Annotated in this window: 14 protein-coding genes; 6 read left to right on the plus strand and 8 right to left on the minus strand. The window is 55.7% G+C overall.

Annotated elements, in window-relative coordinates; all coding sequences use genetic code 11:
- Nucleotides 1–10 precede the first annotated feature (10 nt).
- The 5 genes from VI895_13870 to VI895_13890 form a co-directional block, all read right to left on the minus strand.
- Nucleotides 11–1,228, minus strand: a complete 1,218-nt coding sequence (locus VI895_13870; protein HLG20888.1) for a hypothetical protein — start codon at nucleotides 1,226–1,228, stop codon at nucleotides 11–13.
- On the minus strand, nucleotides 1,186–3,225 hold the full coding sequence (locus tag VI895_13875; GenBank protein ID HLG20889.1) for an FG-GAP-like repeat-containing protein: 2,040 nt from the start codon (nucleotides 3,223–3,225) through the stop codon (nucleotides 1,186–1,188). The genes VI895_13870 and VI895_13875 overlap by 43 nt, the downstream gene beginning before the upstream one ends.
- Nucleotides 3,222–5,015 carry a CRTAC1 family protein gene (locus VI895_13880; GenBank protein HLG20890.1) on the minus strand — a complete coding sequence of 598 codons (1,794 nt, stop codon included), beginning with the start codon at nucleotides 5,013–5,015 and terminating at the stop codon, nucleotides 3,222–3,224. The genes VI895_13875 and VI895_13880 overlap by 4 nt, the downstream gene beginning before the upstream one ends.
- The gene (locus VI895_13885) at nucleotides 5,012–7,114 is read right to left on the minus strand and encodes a multiheme c-type cytochrome (protein HLG20891.1); all 2,103 of its coding nucleotides are present in this window, start codon (nucleotides 7,112–7,114) and stop codon (nucleotides 5,012–5,014) included. The genes VI895_13880 and VI895_13885 overlap by 4 nt, the downstream gene beginning before the upstream one ends.
- Before the next feature lie 113 nt (nucleotides 7,115–7,227).
- Nucleotides 7,228–7,722 (minus strand): hypothetical protein, encoded by a 495-nt coding sequence (locus tag VI895_13890; protein ID HLG20892.1) that lies wholly within the window; start codon nucleotides 7,720–7,722, stop codon nucleotides 7,228–7,230.
- Nucleotides 7,723–7,939: 217 nt separating this feature from the next.
- Between VI895_13890 and VI895_13895 the strand changes: the two genes are divergently transcribed.
- On the plus strand, nucleotides 7,940–9,712 hold the full coding sequence (locus VI895_13895; GenBank protein ID HLG20893.1) for a TIGR02266 family protein: 1,773 nt from the start codon (nucleotides 7,940–7,942) through the stop codon (nucleotides 9,710–9,712).
- Nucleotides 9,713–9,809: 97 nt separating this feature from the next.
- Here the strand turns inward: VI895_13895 and VI895_13900 are convergent, their stop codons facing one another.
- Entirely contained in the window at nucleotides 9,810–12,065 is a 2,256-nt protein-coding gene (locus VI895_13900; protein HLG20894.1) for an NAD(P)-binding domain-containing protein, read from the minus strand.
- Nucleotides 12,066–12,112: 47 nt separating this feature from the next.
- Nucleotides 12,113–14,074: a SpoIIE family protein phosphatase gene (locus VI895_13905; protein ID HLG20895.1), complete on the minus strand. Its 1,962-nt coding sequence runs from the start codon at nucleotides 14,072–14,074 to the stop codon at nucleotides 12,113–12,115.
- A gap of 68 nt (nucleotides 14,075–14,142) precedes the next feature.
- Here VI895_13905 and VI895_13910 point away from each other — a divergent pair, with 68 nt between their 5' ends.
- Genes VI895_13910 through VI895_13920 form a run of 3 tightly spaced genes read left to right on the plus strand, consistent with a single transcriptional unit; the run spans nucleotide 14,143 to nucleotide 16,936 of the window.
- Nucleotides 14,143–15,093 carry a hypothetical protein gene (locus tag VI895_13910; GenBank protein ID HLG20896.1) on the plus strand — a complete coding sequence of 317 codons (951 nt, stop codon included), beginning with the start codon at nucleotides 14,143–14,145 and terminating at the stop codon, nucleotides 15,091–15,093.
- An 11-nt stretch (nucleotides 15,094–15,104) separates the two neighbouring features.
- Nucleotides 15,105–15,638, plus strand: a complete 534-nt coding sequence (locus VI895_13915; GenBank protein ID HLG20897.1) for a hypothetical protein — start codon at nucleotides 15,105–15,107, stop codon at nucleotides 15,636–15,638.
- A gap of 8 nt (nucleotides 15,639–15,646) precedes the next feature.
- A complete protein-coding gene (locus tag VI895_13920; protein ID HLG20898.1) occupies nucleotides 15,647–16,936 on the plus strand; it encodes an ATP-binding protein in 1,290 nt (429 codons plus the stop codon).
- On the opposite strand, the gene VI895_13925 is transcribed toward VI895_13920, so the two are convergent.
- Entirely contained in the window at nucleotides 16,912–17,340 is a 429-nt protein-coding gene (locus tag VI895_13925; GenBank protein ID HLG20899.1) for a PilZ domain-containing protein, read from the minus strand. The two genes, VI895_13920 and VI895_13925, sit on opposite strands and share 25 nt — an antisense overlap.
- A gap of 239 nt (nucleotides 17,341–17,579) precedes the next feature.
- On the opposite strand from VI895_13925, the gene VI895_13930 reads away from it, so the two are divergent.
- Together VI895_13930 and VI895_13935 are read left to right on the plus strand one after the other, a co-directional pair.
- Entirely contained in the window at nucleotides 17,580–19,013 is a 1,434-nt protein-coding gene (locus VI895_13930) for an OmpA family protein (protein HLG20900.1), read from the plus strand.
- On the plus strand, nucleotides 19,010–20,121 hold a 1,112-nt coding region (locus tag VI895_13935), incomplete at its 3' end, for a diguanylate cyclase (protein ID HLG20901.1). The genes VI895_13930 and VI895_13935, both read left to right, overlap by 4 nt.

A 20,121-nucleotide genomic window follows, 5' to 3' on the forward strand; every position in this document is an offset into this window, starting at 1 on the left:
CTTCCCCTCTTCATTCGTAATAGTTCAACGTGAAATAGAATTGATCGTCTTTCGGGCCCATCATCACGGGGATTCTGAAATCATGAACGTAGTCCAGCCGCAGCGTCGTTGAGTTGCTCAGTGAGTAGGCGGCTTCGGCAACGGAGTAGGTATGATCCTTAGAGGTGGAGCCTAAATCGGCCCAGATGCTCTTTACTTGAAACTTGAACTCAAGCTGCTGGTAGCCTGGTGGAATGTAATCGACGACGACATGGCCCGCCAGGGTCGTCGTGTCGTCGGGATGGAAGCTTTTGGGCATGGGTGGGTTGCTATTTCGTCCCACTCCGGCTTGCGCCATGACGATCGTGTGTTCCATATATTTGTAGAAGGTATCAACGTTTACACGCCATCGTTCAAGAGGCGGCCCGAAAAGCTTCTCGTCAGCCATCAGACGCGGGAGCTTTCCATACAGTCCCGAAAGGCCGTACTGGAAGCGCCAATACGTAGGAGCGCCGACTCGCGCGCTGGCTAAATAGGCCGAGGGTCGCTTCGAATCGAACCAGTCGGGGTCATGCAATCCGAGTCCGCCGCCGGTCGTCAACGCGACCTCATAGTCGTATTCGCCGAGCGGCGCTTTCCAGCGAACTCCCCAGTCTTTCTTCAGACCGATATCATCGATCTCCGGAGGCATCAGGAACTGTCCTCCGCGCGGCGACATCACCGGGTTGACGCCGTAAGGGATGTCGAAATGCCCCAGGAGAAGGGACATCCGCGGATGTAATTTCGGTTCGAAACGGATCCAAAAGTCGTGCAGAATAAGTTTAAGGCTGAGCTTTTTCGTATCGGAATTGAAATCCACGCGCATCGGATGGAACTCCACATCCGACGCCGACGGCTGCTTCCAGCTGGAGAACGGCGGATCGAAATCGAGTTCAAGATGAGGGTTCAGGTCGATCGTGGCCAGGCGCAAAGGCCACAATCCGGTTCCGGAGGATTCGTGATCGAAGATCCGGATGTATTCGATTCCAACGTAGTTGCGCGGAATCCGGTCGGTCGGCTGGAAGTGGGCGAATTTCGTCGCCGAGAGAACTTTTCCTTCGGCGGTTATTACACCGGAGGCATTGAGATCGAGGTAGAGAAACGATTGATCTTCCGCGAACGCGCGCACGGCGGCAAAACAAATCAAAAAGAATACGATTCCGGTTTTCAGTTTGTATTCCTCCGTGTGGCCAGAACGAGTCCCGGCCACCGATCGCCCGCAAGAATGCCCGCCTTGGCCACGTAAAGATCCGTTTTCCCGTCGCCGTCGATGTCCTCAGCCGCGACACCCGTGCTCTTCCACGGGAGTGCATTGTCCAGCGGTGAGGGAAGCCGTGCTCTGAACGATCCCCCTTTTTCATTCATCAGGAGAAGATCGGGTTCGAAATGGTCTATTTCCATCCCGCCGCAGGCGAGATAGAGATCGGGATATCCATCCCCGTTGAAGTCGCCTGCCGCGGCTTCCATAACGTCCGCCCCGATATCCGGCAAAAATTGGTTCGCGTTTACAAACCTTCCGTGTGCAACCTGACGGAAAAGCGCCATGTGAACGGGTGAAGTTCCCGCGTTTCCCGTGAATCGGGAACGGAGTAGTTCCTCGTTTTTCCCATATGCGGATACGAAAAGATCGATACGGCCGTCCCGGTCGAAATCGAGAAAAGCGGATGAAAGTCCGGTGGGTGCGTTTTGAAGGCCGGCGGATTCCGTAAGATCGACGAACCCGCGGCCGGTTTTGTACGTAAGGAGGTGTCCATGTTGTTTCCAAAACGAGACGAACAGTTCGGTAGTTCCGTCGCCGTGCAGATCCGCCGACGCGATCCCGACCACCGGAGCCGTCCACGAAGGAAGTTGGGAGGACGGAAGCCGCGAAAAACGACGGCCCGTGTTGATCCAAACGGCCAGCGTGGAACCTTGTTCCGGCCGAGTCAGGCCCAGAACCAAGTCGGCGCGCCCGTCGGCATTGACATCCACGAGTTTTGCCGTCGCCGTGGCGCGTGCGCCGGCGATTCCCCACACTTGGGTTCCATCTTCAAATTCACCGTTACGTGAAAGAAGGAGCCGGTCGGCGGCTGTACCGTTCCATCCGGCTCCCACCACGTATAAATCCGCGTGTCCGTCACCGTCCACATCCCCGGGAACGATGGCGAACGCGGGACGAACGGGATCGCCTCCCCTCGGCGACAGCGGTTTGGGATGTGACCATTCGCCCCCGCCTTTATTCGTATAGACAGAGGCCGGGGATCCTCCGATCACAAGATCGATTTTTGAGTCACCGTGTACATCCACCCAAGTTCCACGCGATCCGGCGGCGGAAATCTTTCGGACGGAAAAGAGTTGAGCCGCCGGCGGAAGAAACGGGCCTTTCAAGAACATCCAATCGGAAACGACGTCCGGATTTCCCGGCGGCCGGCCGAGGCGATTTAAGGCGAAAAGATCTCGAATGGTCCGTGAATCGAGAAGATCGAATTCTTTTCCCGTCGACAGTGTGTCCCCCTCGCTTAACACATTCCGAATCGGTTTTTCTCCACGGCATCGGGTGAGCGCTTTCGCGAAGGAACGCCGGGCCGAATTGACATCGCCCCGGGCAAGCGAGAGCAGTCCAAGCAGGTGACTGGCCTCGAAGCCGTTCGGATTCCGCTTCTCCGCGATGGCGGCGGCGGCTTGGGCGTCTTCCCACTCCCCTCGTTGAATATGGAGACGGGCCAGGCGTACAAAGGGTCCGGAATCCTCGGGGTTGTAACGAAATCCGGTCTCGAAATCGGAGAGGGCACGCTCAAGATCCAGGGGGGCGCCGGGTTCCGGTGTCGACCGAAGAACGCCCAGTTGAAAAAAGACGCGAGCGTTGCGCGTGTCCGTTTCACGAATCCGGTCCAAGGCGGAAAGGGCGAGATCGTATTTCCCTTCTCCGGAATAAAGTTCTGCGAGGGCAAAAAAAGCGTTTTCATGTTGAGGGTCGAGCGAGACAACCTTTTCAAAGAGATCGATCGCTCGTTCGGATTCGCCTGCCTGCTGTGCCTTCTGTGCCTCGCGATAGAACGCCCAAAGCTTCTGGATTCTTGATTTCTCCGTTTCCGACAAGGAGGATTTTTCGGGAATACGGAGCGCCTCAGGAGGTCGATTGAAGAGCTTCACCGCTATCGTAAGCGCGGCGACGCCAACGCCTCCGGCCAAAAGAAGTTTCATTCCGGCGGTCTTGGAGACGGTCATTTCGCGCTACCTTTGAGTTCCGTTCGTCCGTATTCCACGACCGTCATACGATCGATGGGAACCTGGCTCCACTTCTGTGTTGGCCCATGAGGCCAGGTGACCTCCAGCGATTCGATCGTTGTCGTGGAACCGAGACCGAAATGGAGGTCGGGGCTGTGTTGGCTCAAATACGACGGGCTGGTTCCCGCTTCGCGCAATGCCGTTCGCCCGTTTGCAGAAAGCCGGACCCTCGCGCCGGTTCCCGTCGGATTCCCTTTCGGCCCATGCAGGCGAACGGTCAGCCAATGGTTTTGAGTTTTCGTCTCGTTGTGAAGGAGCATCGCCGGTCCGTGGTTGCGTGTAACCAGGAGATCCAGCAAGCCGTCGTTGTCGTAATCGGCCACGGCGAGCCCCCGGCCGACGTTCGGCTCCGTAAAAGCGGGTCCCGCGATGTCGCCGATATCAAAAAACCCCTCCGCCCCTTTCTTCCAGAAGAGAAAATTCTTTTGCGGAACAAGCTGGGTCGGGTCGGCCGAATCCTGCAGCGTGCTTCCGTTGACCACCGCGACGTCCAGTTCGCCGTTGTTGTCCATGTCGAAAAACTCCGCTCCCCATCCCACGAACGGAAGGGCGACCGCGCCAAGGCCGACCATGTCGGCGATATCGGTGAAATGGAGCTCCTTCCCCCCGTTCTCCAAGAGCAGATTCCGGTAGAGGCTGTTTTCCTGCCCAAGCCAATGAGAAATAAAAACGTCCAGATCCCCGTCAAAATCGACATCCCCGATCGCGAGCCCCATCGATCCGCGATATTCGGCGATCCATGCCTGCGCGCCTCGATTGACAAACTTTCTTCCCCGTTCGTTGAGAAAGAGGGCGCTCGCGGAGATATCGTTGGCGATATAGATATCGGGCCAGCCGTTGTTATCGAGGTCGGCGGAAGAGGCGGAGAGCGAGCGCCCCGTCGGATTATCGACGCCAAGCTTACGGGCGATTTCCGTGAACGTTCCGTCGTGATTGTTCCGGAAGAAGAGATTGCGCGCCGGTTTGTACGATGAAGGATTGATCGTGAACGGCAGCGAGTATCCCCACTGCGACGACCCCCGCTTATAATCGTTCGGGTCGAAGACGAACTCGACGTAGTTGGTGACATAGATGTCCAGCCATCCATCGCCGTCAAAATCGTTCCAGATCGCGGTAGCGCCGAAGCCGCCCCCCTTCACCCCCGTACGGGCGGTCACGTCGGTAAAACGGCCGTTTCCGTCATTGTGGAAGAGAACATTTCCCCCGACATTTGTGACGTATAGGTCGGGATATCCGTCGGCATCGTAATCACCCCATGCCACGCCCATTCCAAACGCTCGAAGATCGACGCCCGCCTTCTGAGCCATATCGGTGAACGTTCCATCGCCGTTGTTGTGGTAAAGCGCATTGGCGGGCATATCCGGCGTGACATGAAAATCGGGAGACCACGGCCCGGCGTGGTTCACAATGTAGAGGTCCAAATTGCCGTCATTGTCGTAGTCCCCCCATGCCGCGCCTGAACCCATATCTTCCGGAAGCATGGAGGTGCGCTTTCCATTCGAATGGACAAAGCCGATCCCGGCTCTCCTTGCGACGTCCGTGAAGCGGACATCGGGGACGCCGGGCGGAAGATCCCTTTTAAGTTTGTCACTTACGCCTTCCACAGGTTGATCGGGCACCAGCGGCTTGCCCCTGCGAAGCCGCAGATTTGCACTCACAAAAAGAGCGCTTCCCAGAATGATTACGCCCACAATCATCCAGGCGTTACGCAGACGTTTCTTCCGGCTCATTTCCTGGCTGAAGTTGCCGCCAAGAGGACCGGAATGCTTTGCTCCACTTGGCTCATGTCCGTGACCGGCGCCGTCACCTTCGCTTCGGGACCCAACGCGTAATTCAAAAGGAATTGATCCACCTTGCGGTAACGCACTTTCGCCGAAATCCGGAGTTGGCCGGCCGTAGCCGGCACAACCATTTTGTGGGTCTCATCAGAGGGAGAGTGCCGGGATGCGCCTTTCAAGCGCGGCATGTCGGGACAGAGAAAACGGTACTCCGCCGCATCCGTGAACCCGGGAAAGAGGGATCGCCGGAAACGGGCGCCGATCATTTCCCAAAGATTGTGGCGGTCGATCAGATTTCCGAACTTGTCGATCCCTTCCGCCTTGAACAAGAAGACCTCTTTGGGAAGAAAATGGTTCGCGTCGAGCCGGCCGGACTCGTAGATCACGCGGCCGGAATCGTCGATGACTTCCGTTTCGACCCAGGCCTGGATAATGTCCAGCGGCCCGGTGGGGAAGTCATGGCCGACCTTGTTCGAATGGACCACCACCTTATAGACGAACTCCGATCCGGTGTGAGCGACTTCGGGGGCCTCAATCTTCAAATCGACCGCGGCGCCGTTGGCCCATTTCTTTTCGATTTCGTGAATCGGGACTTTCCCTTGGAGCCAGCTCTCGATGAGAGCCGCGTGTTTCTCCCAACCGGGAAGCTTGAGCATTCCGGGAACGAACTGGTTCGCACCGAGGAAACGATGTGACCGGTGCTTGCCGTCACTCGGGCTCCGATTGTAATCCGCGGAATCCCCGCTCGCCGGATCTCCGGAATGCTCGGCCAGAGGCATGTGGCATTCGCGGCAAGTAATCACGTCGTTTCCGGTGCGCCCGGTGCTCCAGTGGCTGGCTTTCCAGTTATCGTACTGGTTCTGCAGTTGAACCCAGCCGACCTTGTTGATCTCCTGGTCGATGAACTGTTTGTGGCAGGCGGCGCAATACTCCGGAGTTTTATAAAATGGGCGGGAATAACTGCCGATATGGTGATCCGGGTAGGCTCGGATAAGGAAATTCGCGAGGAAACGGTTCGTTTTTCCTTCCTTCAACTCAAAAGCGTATCGCTTCTGTTCGGCGATGACGTAATCGGCGTTCCCTTTCACGTCGGTCTTCTCAATCGAATGGCAGACCAAGCACGAGACCCCTTCGTTCGCTCCGTAGGAAGTCAAGTCTTTTTCGTAAATGTTCTTGCTTCCTGAAAAGAGAGCGACGGGATCGTGGCATCCCGCGCAATAGCGGGTCGATTCCGCCCCTTCGTTTTTCGCCATCACTTTCTGAATGATCTGGAACAGAGGGTCCATCGAGGAGTAACGATGGGCGCTCGGAATCCACTCTTTGACGACCTCGACATGGCAGCCTGAATCCCCGCAACTCTCCGAATCCGCCAGCGTGCGGGGATGGATCGCGCCGCCGGTAGCCGTGCGTGACAGAGACGGCGCGAACGGCCGATCCTTCCCGTATCGATAGCTATAGTCCGCGGGAAAATTGAAATGGGTGTCCACCGGCCGGTAAAGCGCAAACGCCCCGAGCCACGCCACCAGCATAGCGGCCAGTGCGCCGCCGGTCTTTACAAAAAATACCCTCTGGGCCCCGCGCATTTGAGGGCCCGATTCCATCTCCTCCGTCCGAAGGTGAGCCACAAGCACGGTCATTACGTGCGTGATGACGAGGGCGAGTGAAGCGAAGCAGGATACGATATGCGTAAGTCTCCACGGATAACCGATCCGCGTCCCCCACGTGGCTTCCACGGTCAGAACAATTCCTGAAACGCCGCACACGGTGATCGCCACCCAAGTCACGTAGCCGATCAACTTGAAATGCGAGAGGCGCTGCGAGCGAACCCCCCGCCAATGCGTCCACTGATATACCGCATAAGGCACAAGCCACAGGATGCCAACCACGGTATGAAGCAGCACCGCGAACTGGTTGGAAAGAGAAAACGGCCCGAAGTAAATCAGGAGACCGGTCAGTGATTCGAACGCGAACAGGCCGGTGACGAAGGAAACAAGAGCTTTTTTCCATTCGGCGGCCGCGCTTCTCGTTTCGTTTCTGGATGATTTGTCCATTTCACAAGGTTTTGGGCGTGAGATTTATCCAGCAACGATCTTCCCGATAACCGGGAGCGCCATGATTTAGATCATTATTGGAACCGGTATGAGGCCGGCGGAAGCGACAAGACTCAATGAAACCGCATTCCGAGGGCGATGAGCCAGTCGAACGTAACCGGTGTGCCGGGGGTTCCCGCCGGCGTGATGAATATGTTGGCATCCGTGCTGAATTCGAATCGATCTCCCAACGGAAATTTCACCCCCGTGCTAAAACGCAGATCCAACGCGTTCTCGGTTTTATACACGCCGTAACCCGCTCCAAATATTCCGTAGAGCGCCGCGGGGCCGATGTAGAGATAGTCGTACCGAACGGCGGGAATCAATTGAAACCGAAACTCGTCGCTGATTCCGAACGACGCCATCATGTTAAATCCCAGGTTGTAACCGAAGTCGTAGTCGAACTCGGCGCCGATCCGACCCTGGTTTTCCCAGTCTTGAAGATTGAAGGAGGGTCCCGCTTTCACCCGAAGGCTGTAATCGCCGGGACCGGCGAACGCCGGCACGAACGCAACCAGCGTGGAAACAAAGAAAAGGACGAGCCCGAACGCTCGACGAATCTCCCTCATAAAGACCATCCTACTCAAATGATACGATGCGGCAACCCCAAAAAGCGTTTTCGGTGAGATTCCGCCTTTTTTCGTGATAAGAGCTTCCAGCGTCGCCACCAACGTTTCTTTCCTTTCCGATCTCGTTTGAAATAAACTAATTCTATCGTGATCCGGACTACCGCCAAGAGAGGGAGACGAGGTTCGCCTGAGGGAGTGCCAGGCATTTCAACGTTCGATGGGTAAAGAACGCCGCAAGTTATCCAGAATCAGCCGACGGGCCCGAATTCACTTTAAGACCGAGAAGATTTCGGGCCAAGGCACCGTCGTGAATCTTTCCGAGTCCGGCCTGTTTATTCGAACGAGCCGCCTGGTACCCGTCGGCAGTCAGATCATGATTCCCGTGCGACTCGCCGACAACCGCGTCGTGGACCTCGAAGGCCACGTCGCATGGAGTTATGAGCTGGCCGAAGGGGGGGACTTTTTTGGAGAGAGCGCCGGGATGGGCATCGAACTCTCGGCCGCGCCGGAAGAATACCTTCGATTCATCGCAAAGATGCGAACTCAGCTTGAGGTCGCTCCTCGCGGCGTGGAAGAGCGGTTTGAAATATTTCACCGCGTCCGCTTCCAAAGCGGCCAGGAATTTCTCATGGAGTACACCCAAAACCTGAGCCGCGGGGGAATGTATTTGGCGACCAAGCAACCCCTCGAACCCGGGAGCGAAATTCGGGCTCAGCTTGAAATCCCCGGAATCCAGGAATCTCTCCACGTCGTCGGAAAGGTGGCGTACCGTTTGGATCCGAAAAAAGCGAAGGAAGTGGGACGAACCGCCGGCTATGGAATTCAGTTCATCAACCTGGATTCGGAAACCAAGGCGAAACTCCATCACTACATTCATCGATTGGAAATCCACCGGGCGCACCCCGAACGGCGGCAGGTCGGTACGTTGCCGAGACAGGGAATGCTGACGGAATACCTTGTGCCTGAAATCTTGTTGAGCCTTTTGGAACAACAAGCCACCGGCACGCTTCTTTTGAAAAGAGCCGACATACATAAATTGGTCTACATGAGAAACGGGCATCCTTTTTTTGTGGAGTCCTCCCTCCCCTCGGAACGCCTGGGACCGTTCTTGGTGAAGAAGGGGAAGATCGCGCCGGCCGACCTGGCTCAATCGCTGGAGGAATTGGCCGAGAGCGACATCCACCATGGAGAAATCATGGTGGCCGGCGGTATGCTCGATGCTCCGGTTCTGGCGGCGATTCTCGTGGAACACCAGGAGGAAAAACTTCTCGGCACGTTTCCATGGTTCGAGGGAACTTTCGAATTCACGCCCGGCACAGACTGGCCCAGGGGCATCCTGATGGTTCCGCTGAACACGTACCAGATCGTTTTTTCGGGAATCGCGCAATGGTATGACGCGACGCTTATCAGCTCCTGGATGGGTCTTGATAATTCGAGCGCGCTCCGCCGCGTAAAAATGCCCCCTCCCGATGCCGTCGTTCCGCCCCATATTTTTCGGATTCTTCATGTGGTTTCGACTCCCCAATCGATAGGAAAGCTCACGGCAAGTCTCCAGATGTCCCGAGAGAAAGTGATTTCGGCCGCCTATTCCCTGATCATCGCCGGCTGGGCCGTTCTTGACTTCACGGCGCAACCGGATGTCAGTCAACCCGAGTTTCGCGCAGCTCCGAAGCCGCCGACACCCGCCAATCAAGAAGTTCTCGAACTTCTGAGAAAATGGGTGGCGGAGGATTTCGAGCGGCTGCGACGCCTGGATTTTTACGAACTGCTCGGCCTGGACGAAAACGCGGCCGACACGGCATTGACAACGGCGTACGAAAAGTGCTCCTCCCGTTATTCCTCCTCGGAAGCGAAGCAAATTCAGGACGAGGAGATTAAGACAAAGATCGTTCAGATTCGTTCCTGGTTCAAGTTGGCCTACGACACGTTGAAAGACCCGAACCTACGTGAATACGCCAAAGGCCGCCGCTTAGGCCGCGCGGCTCCATAACATCGCGTCCCGTCCCGGTGGGTTGAGCCGTCCGATGCGAGGGAAGCGAACCGCGGAGTCTGCCTCGTCACGAAGACAAAGAGGGGGGAAGGTAAGTTTACACGGGACCTTTTGAGGGTGCGTCAACCGGGACGCCGGCTTCCGTTCGACCGAAGCTCAAGACGTGTGTCGGACAAACGTCGACGCACGCGTTGCAGGCCACGCACTGAGGGTCGCGCATCGGCAAGCCTTGACTTGCAAAGCTCATGACGTCGATTCCCTGGTGGCAGATGGCCGTACAGTCACCGCAACTGATGCACTTTTCCTTCTTGGCGAAGATCCGGAAGCGGGAGAAACGGGCGTAGATGTTCATGAGCGCGGCGAGCGGGCAGGCGAAGCGGCACCACATGCGCCCGCTGAACCAAAAGTAGAGACCGACGCCCAAGATTCCGGAAAGGAGAAGATCGACGAACCAGCTGTAGTGGAAGAACGGAATCTTTAAGAGAAAGAGCCAGTGGAGCCTCTCGAACGCCGAGCCCGGCCAGATCCATCCGCCGACCCGAAGCACGAAGAGAATCATCGCCGCCGCCAGAATCAGTTGGCCCAGGAAGTTCAGGCGGTTCCAGAAAGGACCGTGCGGCATCTTCGATCGATGGGCGTCTCCCAGCGTCTCGGCGAGAGCGCCGCAGGAACAGATCCATCCGCAGTACGAGCCCTTTCCCCAGAACCGGATCATCCAGGGAATCAGAACGAAGGTTTGGAGGAAGGAGACGGAGAGCCAGCCCCACATCGGCTTTTCCGTGAAGACGTTCCAGATGAAGAGAGGCCACGCGAGAATGAACCCGTAAGCGCGCCAGTAGGCTCGGTCATATCCCGCAGCGTCATTCGCCTCGAAAAAAAGGTCGGCGACGCGTCCGCCGAACGTTCCGTGGGTGAACCAGCCGTTGTGGCCGGCCCACGGCAGAAGAATTTCCGGCAGGATAAAGAGGGCCAGAGCTTGAACGGCGATTAACGTCCAGGTTTGCGCGCGGACGTATGGCGTTCGCGTACGGCGCATCCGCCGCAGGCCGAAAATCAGGATCACCAATGTGTACGCGAACGTGTAGTAGAAGTTCGGCCTCGACGCGGAGCCTCCCAGCGTGAAGCGAAGGCTTTGCGGATTGTCCGGCGCGTGACGGCCGAGAATGCCTTCGAGATTGAAGGGGAACCATCCGCGAGTTTCAAACATCCGATAGAGTGGAAAGACGTCGTTCGGTGTTTTCCAGTGGAATAGCAAGACCGCGAGGAGGAGGAAGCCGGCGAGCGTAGCCCAAAACGCGACTGTCCGCTCTCCGCGGATCGGGACACCCGACCTCCGAAAGAAGTCGAGAGGGGACTCGCGACCGATCATTGAAAAAACGGCGTCGTTTGGCAGGACATCGGTCTCATTGCCGGTGTTCGTCAGCGCGACGGAGTCCGGTGTAATCTCCCTCACTTGTGTGGAAGTCCGAACGACGAGGTTCGTTCCTTCCGTCTCGCAAAGCCTGGCCAGGTTCGCCGGTTTGGGCCTCCAGAGGTCGGCGCCTCTGTAGCTGAGGGTGACTCTGGCGCCCGCGTTTGCCAGAGCGATGGCGGCTTCCACTGCGCTGTCGCCGCCGCCGACAACAAGGACATCACGTCCGGCGAACGAAGCGGGCTCGTAAAGCCGGTTGAAGACCTTGGGGAGATTCTCTCCCGGGACTTTGAGCTTGACGAAATTTCCCGTTCGTCCGATCGCTACAATCACCTGCCTGGCGATGTGGACCGCGCCCTCACGGGTCTCCACGAAGAGGAGTTTGTCCTTGCGAACGACGCGACGGGCGCTCGCCGGCGTAATCACGATCGCTTCTTGTGTCACCCGCTCGCGCAATTCGTCGAGAAGTAATTCCTTGGTTTCAGCCCGCTCCGTGAAGGTCAGCGAACTCAATGGACGAAGGTTCTCGGGGTAAAGATAGATCGGCTTACCGTTTTGCATGTTGGCCAGCGTGGAAAACGGTTCCGACGCTTCGAGCAGGAGATAACGAAGGGTCGCCTTCTTCGCTTCCAATGCCGCGGAAACACCCGCCACACCCGCTCCAATGATGATGACGTCGAAGAGTTCCGGGCTTTCCCGTGCGTGGCCCCGTGAAAACGAACGGTCCGTGAGAATCGTCCGGACGGCGAGCGCCCCTTGGTCGGCCGCGATCTTAAGGAGCGGCCGTCCCGCGACGTCACCCACGACGTAAAGGCCGGGAACGCGCGTGGAGCCGTCCCGGCGAACATCCGGTCGCCGTTCCACGCCCCCCGCGGGCCACTGAGTGTGGAGCCATCTGGCGTAGGAGCGAAAGATTGAAATCATCGGCGTGAGGACGGCCATTATATACCTACTTTCGGGGTGTTCCGGCTCACCTCGTCGATTCGTGGTTAGCTCACTCTGCCGGCCACCAGCGTGATGTCGTCCTTCCGTGGTTGATCGCCGAAAAATTGGTAGGCATCGGTGACCAGCGCATTTCGAATATCTTCCGCCGAAAACGATCCGGCCTTTCTCAAAATATTGAGTACTCTGCGTTTTCCGTACATTTCGCCCGCCTGATTTTCGCATTCCAGGAGCCCGTCGGTGTACCAGATCAGCACATCCCCGCGCTGGATGGGAACCGAATTTTCCAAGAATTTCACGTCCAATATCTCACCCAGGCGGCTGCTGGGAGGACTCGGCAATACGGTCACCCGCATCTCGCCATCGGTTTGAGGGCGGCAAAGAAACGGCCGGTTGTGGCCGGCGTTCGCGTACCGAAGCTCCGACTTCGTTGAATCAAATACCGACGCAAAAAAAGTCATCAGAATGCTCCCTTTGGTGGAATCGAGAATCATTTGGTTGAGAAGGGCCAGTAGATCGGCCATGGAAAGCGTACCCTGATCGCGCAAATGTTGGACACGCGAGAGAAAGACGTCGCCGTTCACGGAGTGGCCGGTGCCGTCCTCCATCTCTCGAAGCATCTTCCGGATGGCCCCTTCACTCTCCTGGACTCCTTTGAAGAATCCATTGGCGATCGCCGTGATGAGCGCGGCGGACATGCCGTGGCCGGTCACATCCCCGATCATCACGGAGACGTTTTGCCCCGCCCGATCTTCCGTATACCCGTACCAATCGCCTCCCGTTTCGGTTGAACTCTCGATAAAACTTGCGAGTTCGAGCTTGGAAAAGCTCTTCACGCGTTCCGGGAAGAGCATTTCCTGCACTGTGGAAGCCATAGTCAGTTCTTGCTTCATCCGCCTTTCACTCGCCGCCAACTTTTCGTGAGCGTCCTGAAGTTGGGTGAGCAGCCGATTGAAGGAGCGTGTGAGAATTCCCATTTCCGCGCCGAACGTTCCGGAGATTCGAATTCCCAGGTCCCCACGATCGATGATGCTCAAGATTCCCTGGGTAATCCTGTGAAGGGGGGTGGAAATGGCTTTCGCCAGAAAATAGCCGATCACGCCGGACAAGGACGCCGCCAGCGCGGCAACCAGAAGGACTTGACGCAATGTCTTGCTCCTCGTTTCGCGAATCGCTTTATTCGAAACCTCGATGGCCAAGGTGGCCGCCCTTTTCTCGTTCAAGTCCAGAAGGGGTACAAAGAAGGCAAGGTACGACATCCCCCCAATCTCGAAGTTTTCAACCAATTTGTGACTCGATCCGCCGCCGGCGTACTCCGTCTGGTTCGGCAACTCCCTCACCGGGGCCCCGGCCGGCTGAATGGAGGAGCCGAAGATCTTCTTCTCGTCAAAAAGAATGATGTCCGTGCCGGTCGCCGACGCGATATCTTTGGCGAACGAATCGTGGGTGCGCAAGGCCAGGATGATAATCCCCATATTGGCTCCAAAATGAAGCACCGGCTTCATCGCAAGAAGGTAGATCTCCCCATCCAGCGGGAGCCAGCCGCGCCTGATGATCGCACTGTCCGAAGACATTAATTTCAGCACCGGGGCCGACGTCTTTAAGAACGGAGCCAGCGCCTCGCTTCCGGAACTCAAAAACACCTTCTCCTTTATTTCAACGTAACGTTCCGGCTTAGGGACAAACGCCACCACGTCCGCCTGGCTCAATTGCCGAAATTCCTCGATTTTCTGCGAAATCCCCAGTGAACTGTCGAACGAAAGAACTTGGCCGAAGGTCTGGTCCGAGGAGATGAGATCGGCGTAAATTTCAAGCCCGCGACCTCTCTGGTCAATCTGGGTCAGCGCCACTTTCGTTGTTTCCTCGATCTTATCCTTGGCCGATTTTTTCATCGTGGTGACGAGCGCCACCGAATAAACAATGGAACTCAAGAGGGCGGAAACCAACACCACTCCACCGAAGGCGGCAACCAGTCTGGTCTTCAGCGAGAGTTCTCCGAATCGATTCATGGGCCTAAAGCTGGATCTTGAGCACCTTTATTGATAACATGTTGGCCTTAATTCGGACACATAACGAAGTGAAAAATAAACGCATTTTATTTCTGAATCCGGCCGAGGACCCGGCACTCCAGCGAACCGTACACCGCGCACTTGCGGCTACCGGATGCAATGTTTTCGTCGCGTCCGGCGGGGATGATGCACAGCGCTACCTGGCGGCGGGGTGCGATCTCGTTTTGCTGAATTACGACGAAGGCGGAGAATCCGTTCGGGCGCTGGCCAATCAATTATTATCGCGACAGGACTGCCCCACCGTGCTCCTTTCCCAGAAAAAAGAAAAGGAGCACCTGATTCACCTCTTCTCCCACGACCAGCTGAGAAACCTGATCGCACGCAACAACGAAGTCAGTGAAGCGGAGCTGATGATCACCACCGAGAAGCTCCTTCGGCAAGACATCTTCGGCATGGAAAAATATCTGACGTGGGGAGCTCATCTCGAGGAAGAACCCGTGCATGACTCTTTGGAAAAAACGGATCAGGTCGCTCGAGTGGGACGCTTTGTCGAACAACTGAAGTGCGACGCACGCTTCGTAAAGGCCGCGCAAGTCGTCGCCGACGAACTCCTCATGAATGCGCTGTACGACGCTCCCATCGGCGCGGATGGAAAATCATTGTACGCCCATAAACCTAGAAGCGAACGGGTCACCTTGTCGTCAAAGGACCAAGCGACCCTCCGATACGGAAGTGACGGCCGATATTTTGCGATCGCGTGCCGCGACCATTTCGGCTCGTTGAGAGCCCAAACGGTCGTGCAATATCTGAAGAAGTGTTTCCTCCACGATGAGAACCAGGTTGACACCAAAGCGGGCGGAGCGGGCGTGGGATTTTATATGGTTTTTCAGTCCCTCTCCCAGATGATCATTAACATCGAACCGGGTAAGATGACCGAAACCATCGGACTCATCGATATCCGCACAAGTTACCGGGACACAAAAATGCGAACGAAATCGTTTAACATCTTTATAAGATAAAAGGCGGGGATATGACCGAAGCCCTCCAGACAAAACGCGCCGAGATCAACGACATGCTCGTGGTGAGCCTGCAAGGCGATATCACGGAAGACAGCCATATTGAAGGCCTCAAAGAGAATCTCAAGCCGATCGTGGTTTTTGACTTAAAGGAGGTCAAGCGAATCAATTCCTACGGCATTCGCCAATGGATCAACGTGATGAAGGAGATCCATTCAAAGGTTCGGCAGATCGTTTTTCACCGCTGTCCTTCGGTCATGGTCGAACAGTTCAATATGATCAACAATTTCGGCGGAGGAGGAATCGTTTATTCCGTGTACCTTCCGTACTATTGCGAGAAGTGCGGCAAAAGCGACACCAAGCTCTATTCGCTCCCGGGAGGAGCCACGCCGGAGGAGATGCCCACTCTGCCGACGTACCCTTGCGCCCATTGTTCGCAGGCGCTCACCTTCAACGATATTGAAGATGAATATTTTTATTTTCTTCAACATCAGAAGACTCGGTCGGTTCCCATGAATGTGGTTGAACACCTCGCCAAGCAATCCTGAACCATCCCGTGGGAGCTCCCGGCTCTTTCAAGTCCCCGTTGAGTCACCTGGCCAAGGGGATCACCGATTCCGCCTTTGTCCTTGACCTTCAACGAAATATCCTCGAATTCAATCGCGGATTCCTGAAAATTCACTCCGTGGACGCGAGAGAAATGAGGACGCTTCCGGGAAGTTTTTGCCGGACTTTTGTGAACATGGAAATCTGTGAAAACGACTGCATACTGAAGAAGTGCCTTGAATCGGGCACCCCGGTGCGTTTCGATGAAGTCCGAGGCAAAACGCGCGCCGGGGAGCTGTTGAACCTGATTGTGACGGCGGTCCCCATTCGAGATGAAAAAGGCGACGTCGTGGCGGTGCTCGAGATGCATAGAGATGTAACGGATGAAGCTCAAATCCATTCGAAATATAAGGTCCTGCTGGATAAGGAAAAACGTGCGAAGGAAGAGCTGGAGAGGCTTGTCGAAATCCGCACGAACGAATTGAAGCACACTCAGGCCCAGCTCGTGCACTCCGAGAAAATGTCGGCTCTCGGACAAATGGTGGCGGGTATCGCGCATGAACTGAACAATCCCATCAATTTTATTTCAGGAAACCTGGACTCCATGGAGGAGTATTCGGGCCAACTGAGGAATTCGGTCGAGGCGATCCGCAAAATCGTTAGCGATTCCCCTCCCCTTAAGCAACGTTTCGAAGAAACCCTTAAGAAGCACGATATCGACTTTCTCTTGGAGGATATGGCGAAGCTCATACGAAGCATCCGAACTGGAAGCGACCGCGCCGCGGATCTCGTCCAGGGGCTTAAAACATTCTCGCGATTGGACGAGGCGGAGTTCAAGGAGACCGATCTGCACGGAGATCTGGATATGGCCCTAACGCTGTTGCGCCATGAATTCAAAGATCGGGTGGAGATTCATCGTGATTATGGCGCCATTCCCAAGATTCGGTGCATGGCAAACCAGCTCAACCAAGTGTTCATAAATATCCTGCACAATGCGATTCAGGCGATCGAAAAAAACGGGGACATTTGGATCCGAACGTCCGTGGAGGGCGAAAATGTGCGAATTGAAATTGAAGACAACGGAATCGGAATCCCGCCGGAGAATTTAAAAAAAATCTTCGATCCTTTTTTTACGACGAAAGACGTGGGCAAGGGAACCGGACTCGGGCTCTCCATTTCATACGGGATCGTGGAACGCCATGGCGGCGTCATCGAGGTCGGCTCCACGCTGAAAAAAGGCACGACGTTCCGCGTGATTCTTCCGATTGCACCTCCTCATTCTCCGGAGGCTTCTTTCTGAACCCGGCCCGCCAGGGCGGCGTTGGCGGCCGCCTTTTCGAGAAAATCCCCCAATGTTTTACGGCCTTTCTCGTCAATCCCGATGATCTCCAAAGCAATTTGCACGCATTTTCTACCGCCCTCTCCCGTCGGGACAGCTTCGATATGAACACCTTCGATGACTCGTGACACACATCGCAGCGAGACGGTCCCGCTGTAGAGCATGACTTCGAGATGGGAATCTTTCTCGACATCAAAGCAAACACCTTTGCCCGATACGAGCTTAAGTCCCCCCATGCTTAAATTCTCCACGGAAAAATAATGAGTCTCGGGTTTCCCCATCTCTCGGATGCGGGCCTTCAAGCGAAAAAGCGGGGGCAGACGAAAACGTGGACATCGCCGTCGTTCAGAATAGGAAGGTGGCATGAACTATGCTGATTACACTACATGAATATGCGGCTGTTTACTTCTTAGAACAACATTCCCACATAACCCTCCCACTTAACCCTTCGAAACGTGCGTAAACGTTGTCTGGACCCAACCTATTGATATCACATGATTTTGCATGCGCTCTTCCCTTAAAAGAAGCTGTCGATTTGTCTCCCGCGATCGGAGATAATAGAAGGACGGCCCATTACGCCGCGCGGTTGACATCCTCAAATTTCATGATTCAGAACGCGAAATGGCTCTGGTTATGGATGTGGCTTGGAATCAGTCTGGGCCCCGTCTCCGTCTCTCCGGCTGCGACCAATGAGCTCACGTTCCAGCCGGTGTTCTTTGAACTGAATAGTTCCAGACTTTCGGCTTCCACGCTTGACGCACTCAAGCGGGTGGCCGAACTCATGAAGGCCAATCCGGATGCCATTCTCGAACTCGATGGGAGCGCCGGGCAAGAAGGCGAAAATATCGATGCCGTCGCTTTGAGCCGACAACGCGCGGAGGCGGTGCGGGATCATCTCTTGAAACTCGGAATCGGCGCGCAACGCCTGAAGGTGGAAGCCAAGGGAGCCGCCGCTCTGTTCGATTCAACCCATCCATCCGACCGGGCAAATCGACGGGTGGAATTTCTTTTCGTCCTGGAGAAACAATCGTCCTCGAGCACGGCGGCGCTGGAGGAAGTGGAGGTCGTCTATTGGAATACGCTTTATCACTGCCTTTACCTGATTGGGGTCGAGCAGGGTTATTTCGAGCAAGAAGGCTTCAAGATCAAATTAGTCGCCACCAACCACTCGTACAGCGATCAGGTGAAACACGCGTGCGGGTTGGAACCCTTCTTGAAGGAAGGAGCCAGCGTTTTCTCGGGGGCGGTCTGCGGGGGATCGCCGCATGAAGCGATTGCCAAAGGCGTTCCCCTCGTGGTCATCGGGGGCATGCTGGCCGGGGGATCGATGTTAATCGCGAAGCCGGATCTGGCGCTCAAGCTCAGACAGGATCCTAAGAATTTCCGCGGCATCACCATCGGGAGACCCAGAGGCACGGTTCTCACGTCCATGATTGTTTCCTATTTTCTTTCGAAACAGGGAATCGATCCCAAAAAAGAGGTTAAGTGGAAGATTTTCAACAGTCACGAGGAAATCGTGGAAGCGATCGCGAAAGGGAGCATCGACGCCGGAGACACCTACGCGCCGCTTCATCTGACCGCGCAAAAGAAATACGGTCTCGCCGTGGTGTACAATACCGTTGAGCTTTTTCCCTACCACCCCTGTTGCCGAGTCATCACCACCCGGCCGAAATTGGAAGCCCACCGCGAGAAATATGTACGGTTTATGAAGGCCGTGATTAAATCACACGAGTTCTTCGTCAAACACCCGGCGAAAGCGATTGAAACCGTGGCAAAATACACCGGCTATCCCCAGAAGGAAGTCCACGATTCACTGACCAATCCCAACTTCCAACTGAATCCCGACCCTTTGAAAAACGGATTTGTGAAGTTCTGGCATATGATGAACGAAACGGGGTTTATTCATTCGAATCAAGACGTGACAAAATACATCGATACCTCGGTCTACGAAGAGGCGCTAAAGCTTCTGAAAAAAGAAAAACCGACGAACCCCTATTTTTCATACATGGAAAAACAATTCCGGGAGCAAAACCTATGACGGCGCAATCGAGTCTTCACGTCGTCAAAGCCGGGCAAAGCAAGCCTTTGGCCCTCGTGGTCGATGATGAGGTCGATAATTTAGAGCTTCTTCAGCGAGTTCTTCGAAAGGATTACGAAGTACACACCGCGGACTCCGGTACCAAGGCGCTTTTGCTGATGGAAGACCACGATTTCTCCATCATTCTCACCGACCAGCGAATGCCGAAAATGCTCGGCACGGAGTTTCTCGCGGAATCGCTGAAGCGCAACCCAACCGCCATCCGCATCCTCATCACGGGGTACAGCGATATCGAAAGCGTGATCGACGCCATAAACCAGGGATCCGTGCACCGTTATATCAAGAAGCCGTGGCGCGCCGAAGAACTCCGGAAGGAGATTGAAACCACCATCGAGCTCCAGCGCCTCATGGTCGAGAACCAAGAATTAGTAAGCCGGCTCAAAGAAGCCAACGCGCAGCTAAGGGAACAGGAACACCTGCTCATGAAAAACCTCGACGAACAATCGAAGCAGCTTTTCAGAGCCAATAAGGACCTGGAGGCGCTGAACGAAACGTTGCGAGGCCTGACCCTGCGGGACGGCCTCACCGGCCTGTACAACCATCGCGGGTTTCAGCAAAGAATGCGCGAAGAGTTCGCTCGCGCCGAGCGCTCGAAGCACGAGCTGACGCTCATTTTTTTCGATATCGACCACTTCAAGAAATACAACGACGCCAACGGACACCCCGCCGGGGATGACTTATTGAGAGAAATCGCGCATCTTTTGACGCAGTCCTCTCGGCTCAAGTTGGAATCGGCGCGTTTGCGCGCGTCGGACATCGTGGCTCGATACGGCGGGGAAGAGTTCGTGATTCTTCTTCCCGAGACGCCCCTTGAAGGCGGACGAATCAAGGCGGAAAGAATTCGAAAAAGCATCGAAAGCGCCCTTTTCCCTCACGCGGAAAATCAGCCCGGAGGCAAGGTCACCGTGAGCGTGGGCGTAGCTAATTTTCCCTCCGAAGCACAATCACCACAGGAGCTCATCGATGCCGCAGATCAGGCGCTTTATGTCTCAAAGCGAGCCGGACGCAACCGGACCACGCTGTACCGGGACCTCCCGCAAAAACCGGG

The sequence above is a fragment of the Bdellovibrionota bacterium genome (assembly GCA_035292885.1).
Classification (GTDB): domain Bacteria; phylum Bdellovibrionota_G; class JALEGL01; order JALEGL01; family DATDPG01; genus DATDPG01.